Source organism: Runella salmonicolor, from assembly GCF_024158025.1.
Classification (GTDB): Bacteria; Bacteroidota; Bacteroidia; order Cytophagales; family Spirosomataceae; genus Runella; species Runella salmonicolor.
This window is the reverse complement of the sequence record NZ_JAMZEL010000019.1, coordinates 1-18167: the sequence shown is the minus strand read 5'-3', so window position 1 is coordinate 18167 and position 18167 is coordinate 1. Positions and strand designations below refer to the sequence as shown.

Genomic DNA, 18167 nt, shown 5'->3' with positions numbered 1-18167 from the left:
ATATTACTTTACCGGGGCAAGTTGATACACAATAGGCTTTGGAGCACTGTGCAGGGCTATTTGTCCTTCCAGCCATTTGATGATGAGACTTTGGTCTTCGAGGCCTTTGGCGTGGCGCCCCTGCTCGTACGAGCGAAACCCAAGAATGTACGTTCGGTTAAGCGGGCGGTATTGAAAAAAGAATTGCTCATTTTTTTTCAAAATCATTTCCCTCAATTTACTGACTTGATTGAATGACGGCCCTTGGGTAATTTCAACCCCTTCAGCCCATTTTTTTTCCGACGCCGTAATCACTTGCTGATTATCGGCAGTCAGGGTATAAAACCCCTTTTTCAACCCTGTTACCCTGATTATCTGGCCTTTGGTAGGAATCGAGATGTTATTTGTTGGAAACGGAAGGGGTAAAAAACGCTCCTCGGCAGTAAATTTCAGCATCCCATTCTTAACATCAGCGTCTAGCATTTTAGCCGTTGCCACCGCCTCAACATTATCTTTTGTCACTGCAATGCTGACGGCTTTTGGTTGGGGATCCAATCCGAGATTTTTTTCCAGTACTTCGGCCAAGTAATAATACCCCGCCTCATTTAAGTGAACTCCATTTTCCAAAATGGTCGTTTTTTTGCTCATTTCTTCAATGGGTTTGTAAATATCAATAAACATTTTGCCGCGCTCAGCAGCCAACTTTTCGATGGCAGAAGCATAAACCGCAAGATTTGCATTTCTTTTTTCAACATTTGCGGTGGCATCATCGTACCTGACAGGAATCGGTGAAAGCAATATAGACTTTGCGCCGAGTGAATCAATTTTATCCAGTAACTTGGAAAGGCCATCCCTAAAACGCGGCAGGCCTGCTTCGCCTTCTTGCGCCTCTACACCACCATAAGCTACAAAAACAACGGTTGGCTGTGCTTTGGTGATTTGCTGCATGAGGTGCTCATAAGGGGTCGGAGGATTGGTAAATGTACTCCGCGCTTCTCCCCAAACATTATCACCCGTCCAACCCAAATTTCTGAATGTTATGTTATGACCTGGCCACCGCGTGGTGAGGGCCAATTCAAGGTATCCATATTGAAATTCATTTTCAAACAACGAATTTCCTAGAAAAACGACTCTGTCATTGTCTTTAAGTTCAAAAATTTGGCTCGTCGAAGGGGCTATTTTAGGCTGATTTTGGGCCACTACTGACCCAAGGGCAATGGAAATTACGACTAAAATAGGACTGAGTAAAGCCTTTACATTTCTCTTTTTCATACAATTTGCGGCCCGGTAATGGATACCGGCAATAGAAGGTCGTGTGAATGTATTTTAGGTAATGAAATAAGCCGATTCGGTATATTTCCGAACTATACATAAAAAGCTTTTATTGTCGCACTTATACTACGAAAAGGGCTATTTTCCACGAGAGGGCATTTTTACGGGGAGCAATTTTTGCTTGGCTTAAAATTGTTCGTTTTTTTAGAAAGTTAGTTTTTTTGTACATTTAGGAATTGAATTCCTAAATGTACAAAAATGATTCAACGACACCTCTCGTCTAAGATAAATGCATTGTTGGAAAAATACCCGATTGTGAGTATTACGGGGCCAAGACAGTCGGGTAAAACAACACTCGCAAAAATGGTACGACCTGACTATCAGTATGTAAGTCTGGAAAATTTGAGTATTCGTCAATTTGCCCAATCAGACCCGCAGGGGTTTTTGACCCAATACCAAGGCGGGGTCATTTTGGATGAAGTACAATACGTACCCGAATTGTTTTCATACTTGCAAGTGTACACTGACGAAAGAAACCGAAAAGGTGAATACATTTTGACGGGTTCCCAAAATTTTCTGTTGATGGAAAAAATTACCCAATCATTGGCAGGACGAGTCGCGGTATTTCATCTTTTACCTTTTTCGTGGAACGAACTAAAAAACACCGAGTATAAGTCGCAAAACTGGGAGCAATACCTGATAGAGGGCTCGTATCCGCGCAAACGCGTCGATGATATTGATGCAGATACATTTTACGAGAATTACCTGCGTACTTACATTGAAAGGGACGTTCGTCAAGTAAAAAACATTTTGGATTTAGGACTTTTCCAGCGCTTTATTCAGCTCCTAGCGGGCCGAATCGGGCAGCTATTCAACCAAAATAGTTTGGGAATCGAACTAGGGCTTGACAACAAAACCATGAATTCGTGGCTTTCAGTCTTGGAAACTTCTTTCATCGCTTTTCGCTTACAACCTTATTACCAAAATTTTAATAAGCGTGTGGTGGGTACGCCTAAGGTCTATTTTTATGATACAGGATTAGCGGCGTATTTACTAGGGATAAAATCTACGGATGACCTAAATCTACATTTTGCCAAAGGAACACTGTTTGAAAACCTGATTATTAATGAGTTACAAAAAGATGTACTCAATGCAGGAGCACGGCCACGGTTTTATTTTTGGCGTGATTATGGTCAAAACGAAGTGGATTTACTAATACAAGAAGGAACGCAACTAAAAGCCGTGGAGATAAAATCAGGAAAAACCATCAACAACGATTTTTTTAAAGGTCTCCATTATTTCAAAAAAATAGCCCCTGATGCCCAACTGAACTTGGTATATGGTGGCGTCGATTTTCAAAAAAGAAGTGACACGACGGTGTTTAGCATTGAACAAATCAACAAAATTGTAAACTAAAAAATGGAAATTGGAATTGACAGTTTCGCCGCGGTAACCATCCACTCGACGGGTGCAGAAAATACAAGTACTGAGGCAATGGCCCGTTTATTGGACCGAATCGAACAGGCAGATCAGGCAGGACTTAATGTGTTTGGGATTGGAGAACACCACCGCAAGGAGTTTCTTGACTCGGCCCCTGCGCTTATTTTGGCAGCGGCAGCCGCCCGTACCAAACAAATCCGCCTGACGAGCGCGGTTACAGTGCTCAGCGCCGCTGACCCTGTGCGGGTTTTCCAAAACTTTGCAACCCTTGATTTGATTTCTCAAGGTCGGGCCGAAATGGTCGTAGGACGAGGCTCATTTACTGAAGCCTTTCCTTTATTTGGGCTGAATCTTCAGGACTACGATGCGCTTTTCTCAGAAAAGCTAGAATTATTGCTTAACATCCGTGACAATGAGACGGTTACGTGGTCTGGAAAATTCCGTCCTGCACTCAAAAACCAACCCATTTACCCAAGACCCCAACAGGATCCGTTCCCCATTTGGTTAGGGGTAGGCGGAACACCTCAGTCGTTTGTACGAGCTGGAGTGCTCGGCCTACCGCTGATGGTGGCCGTGATTGGGGGCGAAACGCACCGTTTCCGGCCCTTAATTGATTTGTACCGTGAAGCAGGAAGAAGGGCTGGCCACGCACCAGAAAAATTAAAAGTAGGCTTACATTCTATCGGATACGTGGCAAATACAACCGAAGAAGCCATTGACGATTTTTATCCAGGTTACGCCGAAACTTTTACCCGAATCGGCAAAGAACGGGGTTGGCCACCCGTGAGAAGAGAACATTTTGACGCCCAAAGGGGACCGCAGGGAGCGCTGCTCATTGGTAATCCAGAAGAAGTAGCCGAAAAAATTCTGCGCCACAGCGAAGCACTTGGTGGTATTTCCCGATTAACTTTCCAGATGGATAATGCGGGATTATCGCATTTAAAGCTGATGCAATCCATCGAATTGATTGGGACACGCGTTGCGGCAATGGTAAATCAGTAGAATTATAGGCCTGAAAACTGCCTGAGAATTGTTTAAATTAGGGCTAAGTACATTGACTCAGAAAATAAACGATTCTCAGGCGGCTTTAAAGACCTAATTTTGTGGCGGCATTGTGTTTTTTGATGTCCTCAATTCGGGTGTATCGCTGAATCATCAAACTCGTTTTATGCTTGCTTTGACGCATAATTTCAGAATCATCGGCACCGTTGATCTTTGCAATGGTGATAAATGAAGCCCGCAAGGAGTGCGCCGAATATTTTTCTCCTAAGTATTTTTTGACCGTAGTATAAACCGTCATGTCGTTGAGTCGGTCAGTCGTTAGTCGGTCGCCCTTACGTACTCTTACAAAAAGCGGGCCTGCGGAGCGCTCTAGCCGCATTATCCAGTTTTTTAAATTCCTAATAGGACATAAACTTGCTTCGGGGCTGTAAAAAAATGCCTTTTCTTCTGCTTCCCCGTATTGATTGGTTTTACTTTTTGACGAGGTTATTATTGCTCCTTCTTCGTTAAATTCAACATTTTCGATGTTTAAATCCACCAATTCTGAACGGCGGTAAGCTCCCGCAAAGCCCAATAAAATCAGGCTTTTATCACGCATTCCAGCGTGGGTTTCGGTCTCCATTGTTCGTAAAACTTTCTTTAATTCATTCATCTGAAAAGCAGGAGCCTGTTTTTGGCGAATGCCTTTGGTTCGTTTGATGCCCTCCATCACCGCCTGGAAAGCCCGGTCATGGGTGGGCAGGTCAACATTATTCAACTCGTGCAACTTCCGAATGGCCGCTAATTTACGATTGATGCTCGCCCACTTGTGCGTATCAGCTAAGTGCGATACGTATGCCGACAAAGTCGCAGCGGTGGCGGGGAATTCTGTTTGCCCGTTTTCATTACACCATTCCTTAAAATAATGTACATCCGATTTATAGGCGCGTTGGGTATTGGCTGCCCCTTCCAAGCCTTTGCGCACATAATCGGCGATTTTTCCAGCAAGTGCTTTGGGAAGTTGGGCATTCGGCGAAGTTGCTGGAACGTTTTGAGAGGCAGTGTTTTTTGACATAGGTTCAAAAAAGGGGTGAAAAACAAAAATAATTATTACTTGTGATAATTAAACCTTATCGTAAGTAATTATTTAATTTACACACAAATAAGAGATAAAATTTATACAAATAAGTGCAATTAATTTATCCTTTAAATGTAGCTTAAAGATGGGACAAAAATGACGAAAAAAATATTGGCTTAAAGCAGTAGAAGGTTACTATCCCGCCATACGTCGAGAGTTATTGAAGGAGTTATTTATTTGAACCCGAAATGGTTTTATGAATTCAGGATTCTCTAAAATATTACCGAGTATCTCAATTTCTTTTTCATGCGAACTTCTAACTGGGCCTTCTAAATGAAGTTTATTGTCTTTGACCGAATAAAAATGATAGGCTTTAAAAACCTCATTCCAAAGAATGACGCAAGGTTGTACGTGGTAGCTTACAATATCTGCTTCGAAGAGATTCTCCCCGTTTTTGTCACTAAAACCAATAAATTGGAGTTCGATAAACCATTTTATTTTCGGATTGGACTGAAAAGCCGAGCCATCAGGTAAGATAAGTTTCAATCCCTCATCAATATGAAGTTGCACAGGCAAACCATCGAGTGTTAGCTTAACGGGCGAGAGATGCATTTTTTTTCCATCCCATACCTTAAATACGTTTCGTTTGTTGGGCAGCCAATCCATCGTATTGTTGTTTTAAATTTTGAACTTAAAGCACTTCGGACGACTGTACCCAAAACCGTATCGCTAAAGATTTGAGCTTGTACATCAGACGATTATCGTTGATACTTATTGTTGCAAATATATGTTACAATATGTATCATATACAAGTTTTTGCCATGCTTTTTTAGGGATATTTTTTATATACCAATAAAAAGGCTACTATTTGGGTATTCATCCAACCATTTGTACATTTGTCACGTAACAATTTGTAGCATGTACGTATCGTCAAACTTGGTTTTCCTCAGAAACAAAGAACATAAAAGTCAGAATGAAATCGCCGATGCAGTACAAATCGGGCGGGGAAGCTATTCACAATACGAACGCGGACGTTCTATGCCACCGATGGAGGTTCTCCTGCGACTGGCTGATATTTTTAAGATAAGCCTAGAGACGTTGGTAAGAAAGAATTTGGCAACCATGAATGCCAGCCAACTGGATGAAATCTTTAATGCTCACCTCAAAAATGCCAAGGGCCTCAACTTGCGCATTCTGCCTATATCAGTAGGCAACGACAACCTTGATAACGTAGAATTGGTACCGAAAAAAGCCAAAGCAGGGTACATTGGCGGAGGGCACGAAGATGCCGATTTTATATCCGAGCTGGTACAGTTTAGGTTACCAATGCTCCCCACAAATCGCAAGTTTCGGATGTTTCAGATAGAAGGAGATTCTATGTATCCCATCCCTGATGGCTCGTATGTACTTGGCTCTCATGTTCATAACTGGTTTAGCGTCCGCGAAAACAATGCTTATATCATCATCACCAAAGAAGACATCGTTTTTAAAATAGTAACAGCTAAACCCTCAGTCCAAACCACCGAACCGTACCTGACACTCACTTCCTTAAATAAGCTTTATGCTCCCTATGATTTAAAATTGGAAGAGGTATTGGAGATTTGGGAATTCAGTCTTTATATGAGTTCTGAACTTCCCGAACCCGAACAAGAAGCACCCTTTGGAGAAATACTGAATGAAATTCGAGGGCTAAAAAGAGAGTTTATTGCCCTGAAGTTAGGGTTGAATGACAAGAAATGACTCAAAGGGAGTAGGCTCAGCTACTCCCCGCGCAACAAAACGATACTGTTTTTCACAAACTTTTATCAGTGCTTCAAAGAGCGCTTTTTAATCATCCCACCTTTGGTATCTTTTACACTGCTCATGACAACGAAAGAATTGGGATCAATGGTTTGAATCTCGGTGTTCAATTTATTAAGCTCCAAACGCGTAATAACCGTGTAAATAATATCAAATTCACCAGTTTCACCGCTTTTACCGTAGCCGCGTTTTCCTTTGTATACCGTCACACCTCGGCCCATTTCGTTGATAATCATTTGCCGTATTTCTTCGTTGTGAACAGAAATAATGGTAACGCCCGTGTATTCATCAATACCCTCAATGACAAAATCTAGCGTTTTGGAAGCGGCCAAATACGTAATCATTGAATAAAGGGCGGTTTCAATGGAAAGAAAGTAGGCTGCTGCCGAAAAAATGACAATGTTAATCATGATGATAATGTCACCGATGGTGGTGCCAAACTTGCGACTTAGAAAAATAGCCAAGACTTCTGTCCCATCAATCACGGCCCCACCCCTCACGGATAAACCAATTCCGGCTCCCAGAAAAAAACCACCAAATACGGCCACCAACAAGTTATCGTTAGTTACCTCTGGAAAATGGACAGTTGCCACGCAAACCGCTAAGCCCGCAATGGCGAGGGCCGTTTTGACCGCAAATTGTTTGCCGATGACGATATATCCGAGGAAGACAAACGGTAAATTTATCAGCACCAATAAAACCGCGAGAGGTATACCCGTCAGCTTTGTAATAAGGAGTGATATTCCGGTGGCACCTCCATCGATAAAACTATTGGGAATCAAGAAACTTTCCAACCCAAAAGCAGCCGACGCAATGCCGAGGCAAACCAAGATAAAATCTTTGAAATACCTGACAATATTAATCTTGAGTTCGCGAAAGCCTTTGGCCAGTACGAAGTCTGAATATTTCTGTTGGTCCCCTAGCGATTTCTTATTGCGAAGAATCGTTTGGGTGATTACTTTGGTTAAGAACGAATTCATATTTTTTATATTTTGAAATGGATGGGTGTGAATTTTATCCCCAACAGAGTCGCTAAGCTACCCTGTTGGGGATGGGAAATTTATCGTAGAGAGGTCACTACTGCAATTTTGTCATTGACAATCTTACCCCATTTTTCTACCATTTGCAGCTCACCAGAAAGTGTCAAACTATCATGAGCAGCATTATAAAATTCCAAAATAACGTCTGGTTTTTGTTTATTCTGGTAAGTAAATGCCAACTCAAGTATATCGATTCCACCCGAACTACTGTCTGTTTTTCGGGTGATAATGACCCGACATTTTTGAATTTCAGAGAGATTTATTTGTTGTAAAAACGCTTGGTCATTCACGGTTCTTGTAAAGAAAATTACGCCATTTTGGTCATCAATTCCAATGCTTGAACGATTCCATGAATCAAATCTGCTGACAGTAAAATTGCTCTTTTTGGCAAAATCGAAAAGCCTTTGGCGTAGTTCCTCACCTTTTTTACGATTTTTTATACTTATTAAAACAAACGGTATGATACAGATAAGTATGACAATCATACCTACGATTGAAGCTCCTAAATCCATTTTTTAGTCTTTTAAATTTTTAAAATACGCAATCGTTACAGAGACGGCCGTCAAAGCCATTTCTGCAAAGAATAATTTTTAAGAAGTCACGAAAGGATAAAAACTTAATTACCAGAAGTAATGGAAAGGAAAAATAATGTCGGTCCGCTCTAAACGCACCAATAAGTTGAGGGAATAGAAACTGTACTGTGAAAAGGTCGTGTCAAATAACTGCTCAGCGGTTTTGTAGCACGACAAAAACCTGTTTAGAAAGTTTTCGGGACGAGGAAACGAAGGGGATTGTGGTGGCGCAACGGATATTTCGGCGTGCGCAGTGAGACAAAATAGCTCTGGTAATTGTACCGAACTACTGTGTTTACTTTGAGAATCAGCAAGTTGCAAATCTGCTGAATGGTTGACAAAAGCATTTCCACTGTATAGGCTTAGTATAAAGCCATACAGGGTTAAAATGCCTAAGAAACCAATCAGTTTTGCCGCTTTTTTCACCAAATAAAGGTTATAATTGATAATTGTATTTCTGCAAGTTACAAAAAATAGCAAATTTTAACTACTGTTTGAGAAGAAAATACAATTGAAAAACAAAATAAAAAACTGCCTTTTCAAAAAATACCTTTAAAATAAACAGGTTTAAGCGCTTTTGTTAGCTAAAAATAGGCGTTGAAGCCGTATATTGCGATAATTATAGGTTATTCTATTTTGTACTCACTTCATTATGCAAAAACTTAAATTTACATCCCCTCCTCCCCCATTATTTAGTAAACTCTCCCCACATTGGTTTACATCAAACGCTCAAAATGGCTTCACGTTGATTTTGTTTTTTTTCCTTTTTTACGCCACCAGTTCGATGGCACAACTTACAAAAGCCAAGGAAGATTCTATCTACGTACGGCAGCATTATACAAAACTAGAACGAATGGTGCCCATGCGTGACGGGGTCAAACTATTTACCTCAATTTATATTCCAAAGGATGTATCGACGGGGGCAAAATACCCCATTATGCTTTGCCGCACGCCTTACAGTTCGGCACCGTATGGCGACACACTGTACAAAACTTCACTGGGGCCTTCCATGCATTTCGCCCGCGATGGATATATTTTTGTTTATCAAGATGTTAGAGGAAAATACATGTCTGAAGGTGATTTTGAAGCCTATCGCCCGTTTATTCCAAACAAGAAAAACAAAACCGATAATGACGAAAGCTCCGATGCATTTGATACGATTGATTGGTTAGTCAAAAATGTGGCAGGAAACAACGGTCGGGTGGGCACTTGGGGCATTTCTGCGCCGGGTTATTATACTACCATGACCAACATCGAAGCGCACCCCGCCTTGAAAGCCTCTTCACCACAAGCCCCCGTAACAGATTGGTTTATGGGCGATGACCGCCACCACAACGGGGCGTTTTTTCTGATGGGAACGTTTTCGTTTATCTCTTCTTACGGCGCGCCAAGACCCACTCCCAGCCCCAAGGGTAAGCCAGGGTTTTCGGCCTACGGCACCCCCGATGGCTACGAGTTTTATAAGAATTTAGGTCCACTTAAAAACGTAAATGAGAAGATTTTTAAGGGAGAAAACCGCATCTGGAATCAGTTAATGGAGCATGAAGTGTACGATGAATTCTGGCAATCGCGTACGCCAGTTCCGCACCTTAAAAACATCAAACCCGCTGTAATGGTGGTGGGCGGTTGGTTTGACCAAGAAGATTTGTACGGACCGTTGAAAGCGTACGCAGGTATTGAACATAACCAACCAAAATCACCCAATCACTTGGTCATGGGTCCGTGGATTCACGGCGGATGGGCACGAGGCACGGGTGAATCGTTGGGCCACATCCGTTTTGGCTCCCGTACAAGCGATTTTTACCAAACAAACATTGAATTACCCTTTTTTAATCATTACCTGAAAGACAAACCAAATCCAGAACTGCCCAAAGCTTATATTTTTGAAACTGGCTCCAACGAATGGAAAAAATATGACCAATGGCCTCCCAAAAATACCGTTGAAAAAAAACTTTATCTGCACCCTGATGGTAGTCTTTCTTTTTCGCCCACCTTCACAACGGCCCCACCCGCATTCAATGAGTACCTAAGCGACCCCGACAAGCCCGTTCCTTACACCGCCGAAATTAGAAATATCAGAGGAAGCGATTTCATGTACGAAGACCAACGATTTGCCGCCCAACGCCCCGATGTGCTGGTGTATGAATCGGAAGTGTTGACGGAGGATGTGACCATTTCTGGCAATGTTTTTGCCAATCTGTTTGTATCAACCACGGGCACTGACGCCGATTTTGTGGTAAAATTAATTGACGTTTATCCAGGCAATGCGCCCAATGATAGTCCCGAAAATCCACGTAAAGCAATGGGCGGATTTCAATTATTGGTAAGAGGAGAAGTGATGCGGTCTAAATTCAGAAAAAGTTTTACGGTGCCTGAAGCGATGGTCCCCAATAAAGTTGAACAGGTAGCCTTCGATATGCAAGACGCCGCCCACCGCTTCAAGAAGGGTCATAAAATTATGATTCAGGTCCAAAGCAGTTGGTTTCCATTGGTTGACCGTAATCCACAAAAGTTCGTAAATATTTACAAAGCAGAAGCGAGTGATTTTCAGAAAGCCTTTCACCGTGTGTATTGCTCAGGCAATAGTTCTTCTTACGTCAGCGTCAGGGTGTTAGAGTAATTCTTTCTTTCAATGTTTTGCAATAAAAAGGTGTTTGTTGAAGCAAACAACTACTTCAACAAACACCTTTAAATGAAGGACTTAAGTGACTATTTTCTTCTCTTTCTTTTGTATTCACAGGTCGAGTTATCGGACTTTACAAAATAGGATTTATAATTTTTGGCTTTCGGGTCCATACATCCTTTCAGCTCTAATAGCTCAACTTTACGGAATTCAACGGGGTGACTTTCACTTTGCAGCGAGATTGATCCATGTTCCAATAATTTTCCGTTGACCAACAGTGCAGGGTCGTGTCCGCTCACGTTACCGCCTCCGAGTTGGGGTTTATTGTATTCCAACACCTTCTCACCATTAGCAAAATGTTGTATGAGTGAATCGCCCAATACCAGTACTTCGGCCCGTACCCATTGATCTCCATTATAGGTTTGTGAGGTAGAATTAATGCAATGTTGCGTAATTAACTTACCGTCAATGACAACATTTGTACCCGGTGTACAAAGGTTGCAGGTAGTACGTTTTTTGTCGTTTCCTCCCAATAATTGTACTTCGATGGATGCGGGGAAATCTTGCTTTAAGCCCATGGTTTCGGCGGGCTGACCATGAACCATGATGCCGCTATTGCGCCAGGCCCAGCCTTCTCCTTTGGGAGCCTGCTCGCCCACAAAACGGTATTCAACAGCAACCCGATAATACGAAAAATCACCTTTGTAGAAAATGTGACCGTATTGTTGTTTGAAATCATCATAGGCGTCGTACCTCACAACCATGCTACCGTTTTCGACACGAAAGGTGTTGCCAAAATTTTCGTTCAAGGCGTATCCTCTGATTTTAACATCCCAACCGTCGAGATTTTTACCGTTAAACAATTGTTTCCATTCCTCTTTATCGGCTTTTTTTTGCCCAAAAGCCACGATTCCGAGTAGAATCAATAGGCCTGTCAATGATGCTTTCATAGGTATATTTTTAGATACGTTACATTATTTTTGTTGGGCGAGGAAAGTCAGCAATGAAGCAAATTCCTCGTAAGAAAGTGCATTGACCAACCCTGAAGGCATCATCGATGTTTCCATTTCTTTACGACTGACAATGTCAGATGTTTTAAGGGTTGTGACCTGCCCCGTAATATCTCTCAATACTACTTTGGTCGCAGATTCTTCCGTTATGAAGCCCATGTAGCTTTTATTACGCTTGGCAGTGATGAGAACCGTAGAAAATCCTTGCGAAATTGAGGCATTGGGCTTTAGGATAGATTCTGCAATCTGTTCCCGATTCATGATAGAGCCAATTTGCCCCATGAAAGGGCCTTTCATTACTTCGCCTTTTGAAAGGCTGTGGCAGGCAATACAGCCTTGTTGGGTAAAAATCGTTTTTCCTAACGCCGCATCTCCCTGAAATTTAGCCATGGCCAACATAACATCTTCAATCGACGCCTCTCCTACCTGTCCTTTTTTATTCCTGATTTTTTCCAAATCAACCTTTACTTCCTCCTTCACGGCCACTGGCTCTTCTTTCCCAAACTCAGGAATTTCCATCCGATGACGACTGTTCAGGTCAATGTAAAACTGTTTATCGGTCGATTTTTGCCACTCTGCCACCAAGAAATCTTTGATTGCCGCTGAAGACTCCCACGTAATTGCTTTATAATAAGGCCCGTGGGTATCTGGGCGAGTGCTCCACCACCAAGAGCCGTCGTAATCAGCTTCTTTTTTATAAATCCGCGAAAGTGTTGTTAGGATTTGCTTTTTTAGCGATTCATCATTTGTACGCTGGTAGGCAGCCATCAACCCATTTGCAGCTTTAGAATCGTGCATATAACGCAACGCCCAAAGGGCAATCGTTGAATTGGCCGTTCCAATGGCTTTTACACAAGCATCCACGGCATTTAGGCTTACAAGCGACCGTACCGCGATGTGGGCTGGAATAATGGCCGAATTTGGCGTAGCGTGAGGGCCTTCCGTACCAATGGCTGGAGCGGCAAACGTGGAAGGAACGGCCACTTGCAACAGCGCATCAGCGACCTCTGTACGACCCAAACGGCCCAGTCCAACGGTAGCCGCCACCCTAACCCGAGGAGAAGAATCTTTTAATCCATTTAGGAATGGTTCTGTTGGCACGGGCGCCAGATTTCCCTTTCGGTCGGCTAATGCGCGTAAAGCAAATTCTTTCAAATCGGCATCTTCAGTCAGCTTGAGTAGATTCGCAATACCCTCAACTCCAGTGGCTTGTGCGTAGGTAAAAAGCGCCGCTACGCGTGCCGCAAGCGGTTTATTTTTGTCGGTTGTTAATTTCCAAACCGCCTTACTGTATTTTTTCGTCGGACGAGTAAGCAATTCCTGCTGGGCTGCCAATCGAGCTACTGCACTACCCGAAGATAAATAGGCAGTTAACTTACTGACCGACGCTTTTTTAAGGTCAGCAAAAGGCTTGTAAACCCAGTTTTTGGGGACAGCCCGCACCACAAATCCCTTTTTAGGATTGCCCGAATAACCTGCCCCATCCCAAGCTGAAAGATAAGCCCGCCCAGAAGCATCGATGTCGATATCGGTGATTTGGGCTAATTTAATAAACGGCTCCTCTTTCTGAGTAAAGCTGGCACCATCTGGCGTCACGCGGTGAATATAGAGCTGGCTGCGCCCCCAATCGGCCATCATGGGTACGTTATTGTATTTTGCGGGCCAAGTTGCGTCATCCATAAACAGCGCTCCCGTTCCCGAGCCGCCTCCCAAGTCAATCAGTGCGGGGATGATTTCATCGGTAAAATGTTTGAACAACACAGGATAACCGTATTCGCCAGACTGAATTTGGTTGCTGAAACGAATGTTCCAACCGCCGCCGTCGTTGGTATTGCCCCGGGCAAAAATATTCATGTACGGGTCAATGGCTACGTCATAAATATTTCTCATGCCATGGGTATATACTTCCATTTCGGTACCATCAGGACGAACACGGACAATTCCCCCGCCCAACATGGTCATTTTTTTTCCTGAACGGTCGGTAGCGTTATGGAAACCAAAATCCCCAACTGCTATGTAAATCCATCCATCAATCCCCATGCGGATTCCGTTGGTGGCGTGGTCAGTTCCGCGACTTTGCAGAAATTTAGGCGAACTGATGTGCTCGATAAGGAGGGATGAAGGTCCATCGGCCACCCCATCATTGTCTTTGTCTTCAAAAACCACCAAATTCATTCCCGTTGCAATTCCCGTTTCTTTGGAGAACACGGTATGAAGTACATAAACCCGGTCGCCAATGGGTAGAATTCCACGCGGATTGTCCGCCAAAGCATATGTAGTATGTTGGTCTATTTTTCCATCATTATTGGTATCAACCAATCTGACTATACTTCCATTGCCAGGTTTTTTACCGAGTGAACCCATTTTATCTACCCCCACATACACCTCTCCTGAAGGAGCTACGGCAATACATGCTGGACTGGGTGTGATGTCGGCGCTGCTGAAATTAGAAATACTCAGCTCTTCGGGCCAACTTGATGCATTCCGTAGGGAATCAATTCTGGTTATAGTAGTGTAGTTTTTCGGTGTTTCTGTTCTCCACGGTTGGGTACCGTTTAAAATGAGGAAAAGCAACGATGCAATTAGTGTGTAGGAGACTTTTAGCATATAAGTTAGAAATTTATGGTCATTGAGTAAAGTTGGGTTTTAACAGATTATAATACTGACTTCGAAGTCTTTTGATGATTTATTTAGCTACTTCAACTCCTACTATTAAGTAAAAGACGAGTTGGTTCTCTCATAACTCACGCAAAACTACTAATTCAACCGAATGAATATACCTTTTTTCTGATTTGAATGCTAATAGGTATATATTTAACCTTGAGTGAAGTCTTAAGTAGTCATAACTTTTGACGTTTTAATCATAAGTGCAAGTTTTGCACTTATGATTAAATTATTGTTTATCAAATAGTTACAAATATTTTTTCATTTTTTTTGAACAGAAAAACAACAATTTTAAAGTCTTTCATTTTTTTACAAGAACAACCGAATATTTGTGTGTTTTTGAAACAAATACTTCTACATCGAAAAGGTAAAAAACCATAAGTGCAAGTTTTGCACTTATGGTTAAAACAATGATTATTAACACATTACAAATATTTTTTTAATTCTTTTACCTTTTGCACGAGCAGTGCGTAGTCTGATTTTGAAACCATATTTGTCGCAATTCGGGCTACTTCCTTTTTGCGTTGTGTCAGCTCTTCCAGAAAAGGAGATGAGTCTGTTTTGGCGGGCTCAGAAAGTGCTTCAAGGGATAGAAACGCTCCTTCAGCAACATCTTCCCGTTTGCCTAATTCTTGTATTGTTGTTTTGTTCAGAGCGGCGTTGCCAGCCAATACCTGTTGACGTAGCTCAGGCGAAAACTTAGAAATACCCTTGGCAAAATTTCCGTCGTTTTTGATTGTACGCTGACTTACTTTGAATTCATCGGCCAGCTGCTTCGAGATATCTATACCACCTTCTTCGCGGTCGTATTTTCCCTTGCGACCTTTTTCACGATTGTACCTTAGCCCCCTAAAAAAAGACAATTGCTCGGGGCTTAAATTTCGACGTCCTAGTTGGAAATCAATCATGTAATCCTTGACTTTCTCAAGGTCATCAAACTTTAGAAGTACAATCTTAAAATCAATCGTATATTTTTGGCAAATCGTGTATCGATTGTGCCCGTCGATTAGCACATAAGCCACTTCGTCAGTGTCATCCAAACCCGCCGCCTTTCGAGTTGTTTCCCATACGGCCAGTGGGTCTTTACATCCCTGGCTCAAGATATTTGCTCCCAGTATGGCCAATTCGTCGGTCGTCAGTGGGGTAATAAATTGACGAAGTTCTTCCAGAATGATAAGTTGCTTTTTTATTTTTTCCACTTCAGAAAATGCCGAACTAGGCAATTGAGCGGTTGCTTTTTTGATACCCGACATGAAATCTTTTGCCATATCTCGAAGAAAATTTAAGCTGTTGCAAGTTCCTGAGCCAGCGCTAAATACTGGTTTGCGGAATTGGATTTGGGGGAATATTCAAACAGGTCTTGTTTGGCTACTTGCGATTGTTTGATGACCGTGGAGGTTTCAATCAGGGTGTCAAAAATGGCAAAATGACCATAAACCTGACGAATATGTTCAATCATGGTACGATGAACGCTCTGATTTTTGTGAACCATTGTAAAAAAAATCCCCCTCACTCGTAACGAATAATTCAAATGTTCTCTAATTTCAAAAATACGATTAAACAGATTCTCAACCCCGTGATAGGCCGATGCTTCGGGCTGAATCGGAATGAGACATTCGTGCGAAGCAACCAACGCGCAGGTAGTAAGCACATTAAGTGCGGGAGGGCAGTCAATCAAAATAAAATCGTACTCGGAGAGAATAGGAGCAAGTTTGTTGGATAATCGCTTCTCGCTGCCAATTGAATTTACCAGTTCTAACTCCCGGTAAGCCATTTGAATATCAGAGGGGGATAAATGCAGTTTTGGCTCTATTTCGATGATTGGAAGCTCTCTTTTATCCAACAAAGAATCAATTATCTGCGTTTCGGGTTGATGGATTCCAAAACATTGTGACAAATTTCCCTGCGAATCCATGTCCAGCATCAGCACGCGGTTCCCGAGCAAACTCAGGGCTTTGCCAAGGTTGATGGTAGATGTTGTTTTTCCGACTCCGCCTTTGTGATTGACGATAGATATTACTTTGGCTTTGCTGAATTGCTCCTCCGAAAAACCATAGTTTCTCAATACTGGTCCCAATTTAGACAAGTGGTTCTCGTTGAGATTTATCAGTCCACCCTGCGCCTTGTAGAGGGTTTTTGAAGGCAATCCCGCCTCTTTTTCAATTTGTGAATGATTCAGTGCAGGTTTTGATCTAAGAAATCGAAACACAATATCCTGTGTCAACATCAGCCATAAGGGGGTTAAAGTAGTGAGTCAAAATTAGATATAATTTTATCAATATCTCATTTTTAAGATATAAAATTATCTAAGAAATCACCAGATTCTTTAAAGACCTATTGATGGGAGAAAAGTGTTTGGGTCTTTTGAAGGTTCGGCTTACAGCCTGCAATTTTGAAGCTAATTTTTAAGACTCTACCTTGATTATCTTTAAATCAAATGCCTCATCAAGTTCAAAATACAACAAGAAACCTCTGCTTTTGGCGTCCAGCTCCGTTACCTCAATGTGTGACCGTATTGCCGAAAGGGAGCGAAGCGATTCTGCATGGTAAGGAAACATCCTGAAAAACTCTTTCATCATCCATTCAACATCCGTTACCATGTTAAACTGATTGACCAATGCTGTCCCCTGAAATCTCACAATCAATTCACTATAATGGGTCTTGTTGGCTGGATTGGCCAAAAGGCGGTCATAAAATTCGTCAGCATGTTTGCGCAGGCGGGCTTTATAGTCGGTCGAAAGCTGCGCGATGTATTTATCAATATCAGCAAAAATCTCCCCTTTATTTACCTCCGTTTTTTTGTCATCCAGTGCTTTAAGGTTCTTTTTTTCCCATACCCAAAACCGTATGCCAGTCACACGCGGTTTTTTTGAATCCAAATTATTACCCAGCAGTTCGTACTTGACAAACAAATCTGTTTTTTCGTTAATCTCCTGAATAGCAGGGTCTATAACATGTTTTTTGAGTGAGGAAAAACGAGAATAAACCGCTTTATTAAAACCCAGCTTTTCTTTAAATGACTTTAAATCAACTTCAATCGGACGCCCGTAATTTTTCCAACTGCTAAAAAATGGGAATAATTTAATAGACCGCGTAGTTTGAAGCGCGAAGACATTTTTCTTAAAAAAACTAAAGTTTTCGGTCTCACGTACTTGCAAAATCTGTTTTGCCAAATCGTGTGCAATATAGAGATCAATCTTGCCCGAATCGTGTTTATGAACACTTTGTGAAATAATCGGAACAATGATGGTTTCTCGCCCTTCAACCCATTCCACCAGTGTAGTTTGCAACATTTTGATGGAATCAATCAAATAGGAGTATCCCGACGTGTTAGTGGTTTGGATGCTCTTTAAAAAATCTTTGATTTCAAGGGTTAGAACAATGTTTGAGTGACGGCTTAAGTTTTCGAGGTCAGAGGGTTTAAGCCTGGAAGCTATTTCATAAAATAACTTAGGGGTGTATACTTCATTTATTTCTGCTTTTTTACTTTTCGATAACTGACGTATAAAGGTCGGCGTTGCAATAGGGTTGTTAAGAATTACCACCTCAGAATTGTTTTGTAAGTCTTCAATGTATTCTAAATTGTTTTTTTTTGCCATAGCAATACCGTTTGTAACAGTTATTGAACAAACTTAGAAATAATGTAAATAAACTCAAAATCTATTTACATTATTTACAGTTATTCTACTGATTAACAACAACTTAAAC

General features: G+C 41.9%; 14 protein-coding genes. 4 read left to right on the top strand and 10 right to left on the bottom strand.

The annotated features are described in order from the left end of the window. Positions 1 to 3 precede the first annotated feature (3 nt). On the bottom strand, positions 4 to 1251 hold the full coding sequence (locus NCI00_RS27365; protein ID WP_253532893.1) for an SGNH/GDSL hydrolase family protein: 1248 nt from the start codon (positions 1249 to 1251) through the stop codon (positions 4 to 6). Positions 1252 to 1509: 258 nt separating this feature from the next. On the opposite strand from NCI00_RS27365, the gene NCI00_RS27360 reads away from it, so the two are divergent. Beyond that, a complete protein-coding gene (locus NCI00_RS27360; protein ID WP_253532892.1) occupies positions 1510 to 2667 on the top strand; it encodes an ATP-binding protein in 1158 nt (385 codons plus the stop codon). A gap of 3 nt (positions 2668 to 2670) precedes the next feature. After that, positions 2671 to 3693, top strand: a complete 1023-nt coding sequence (locus NCI00_RS27355) for an LLM class flavin-dependent oxidoreductase (protein WP_253532891.1) — start codon at positions 2671 to 2673, stop codon at positions 3691 to 3693. Positions 3694 to 3778: 85 nt separating this feature from the next. Here NCI00_RS27355 and NCI00_RS27350 read toward each other — a convergent pair whose 3' ends face one another. Both NCI00_RS27350 and NCI00_RS27345 read right to left on the bottom strand, forming a co-directional pair. Next, a complete protein-coding gene (locus NCI00_RS27350; RefSeq protein WP_253532890.1) occupies positions 3779 to 4747 on the bottom strand; it encodes a site-specific integrase in 969 nt (322 codons plus the stop codon). A gap of 198 nt (positions 4748 to 4945) precedes the next feature. Further along, positions 4946 to 5416, bottom strand: coding sequence for a YopX family protein (locus tag NCI00_RS27345; RefSeq protein ID WP_253532888.1), 471 nt, complete (start codon positions 5414 to 5416; stop codon positions 4946 to 4948). Between the two features lie 252 nt (positions 5417 to 5668). Between NCI00_RS27345 and NCI00_RS27340 the strand changes: the two genes are divergently transcribed. Beyond that, the gene (locus NCI00_RS27340; RefSeq protein ID WP_253532886.1) at positions 5669 to 6490 is read left to right on the top strand and encodes an XRE family transcriptional regulator; all 822 of its coding nucleotides are present in this window, start codon (positions 5669 to 5671) and stop codon (positions 6488 to 6490) included. Between the two features lie 65 nt (positions 6491 to 6555). Here NCI00_RS27340 and NCI00_RS27335 read toward each other — a convergent pair whose 3' ends face one another. Beyond that, positions 6556 to 7530: a YitT family protein gene (locus NCI00_RS27335; RefSeq protein ID WP_253532884.1), complete on the bottom strand. Its 975-nt coding sequence runs from the start codon at positions 7528 to 7530 to the stop codon at positions 6556 to 6558. A gap of 80 nt (positions 7531 to 7610) precedes the next feature. Further along, a complete protein-coding gene (locus tag NCI00_RS27330) occupies positions 7611 to 8102 on the bottom strand; it encodes a hypothetical protein (protein ID WP_253532883.1) in 492 nt (163 codons plus the stop codon). A gap of 844 nt (positions 8103 to 8946) precedes the next feature. Here NCI00_RS27330 and NCI00_RS27325 point away from each other — a divergent pair. Further along, positions 8947 to 10782: a CocE/NonD family hydrolase gene (locus NCI00_RS27325; protein WP_253532882.1), complete on the top strand. Its 1836-nt coding sequence runs from the start codon at positions 8947 to 8949 to the stop codon at positions 10780 to 10782. 89 nt (positions 10783 to 10871) lie between these two features. Here the strand turns inward: NCI00_RS27325 and NCI00_RS27320 are convergent, their stop codons facing one another. The 5 genes from NCI00_RS27320 to NCI00_RS27300 form a co-directional block, all read right to left on the bottom strand. Then, positions 10872 to 11735 (bottom strand): 3-keto-disaccharide hydrolase, encoded by an 864-nt coding sequence (locus tag NCI00_RS27320; protein WP_253532880.1) that lies wholly within the window; start codon positions 11733 to 11735, stop codon positions 10872 to 10874. Positions 11736 to 11759: 24 nt separating this feature from the next. Continuing rightward, a complete protein-coding gene (locus NCI00_RS27315) occupies positions 11760 to 14402 on the bottom strand; it encodes a DUF7133 domain-containing protein (RefSeq protein ID WP_253532879.1) in 2643 nt (880 codons plus the stop codon). 482 nt (positions 14403 to 14884) lie between these two features. Next, a complete protein-coding gene (locus tag NCI00_RS27310; RefSeq protein WP_253532877.1) occupies positions 14885 to 15727 on the bottom strand; it encodes a ParB N-terminal domain-containing protein in 843 nt (280 codons plus the stop codon). Between the two features lie 14 nt (positions 15728 to 15741). After that, positions 15742 to 16686 carry a ParA family protein gene (locus tag NCI00_RS27305; RefSeq protein WP_253532876.1) on the bottom strand — a complete coding sequence of 315 codons (945 nt, stop codon included), beginning with the start codon at positions 16684 to 16686 and terminating at the stop codon, positions 15742 to 15744. Positions 16687 to 16864: 178 nt separating this feature from the next. Beyond that, the gene (locus NCI00_RS27300) at positions 16865 to 18058 is read right to left on the bottom strand and encodes a replication initiation protein (RefSeq protein WP_253532875.1); all 1194 of its coding nucleotides are present in this window, start codon (positions 18056 to 18058) and stop codon (positions 16865 to 16867) included. Between the last annotated feature and the right edge of the window lie 109 nt (positions 18059 to 18167).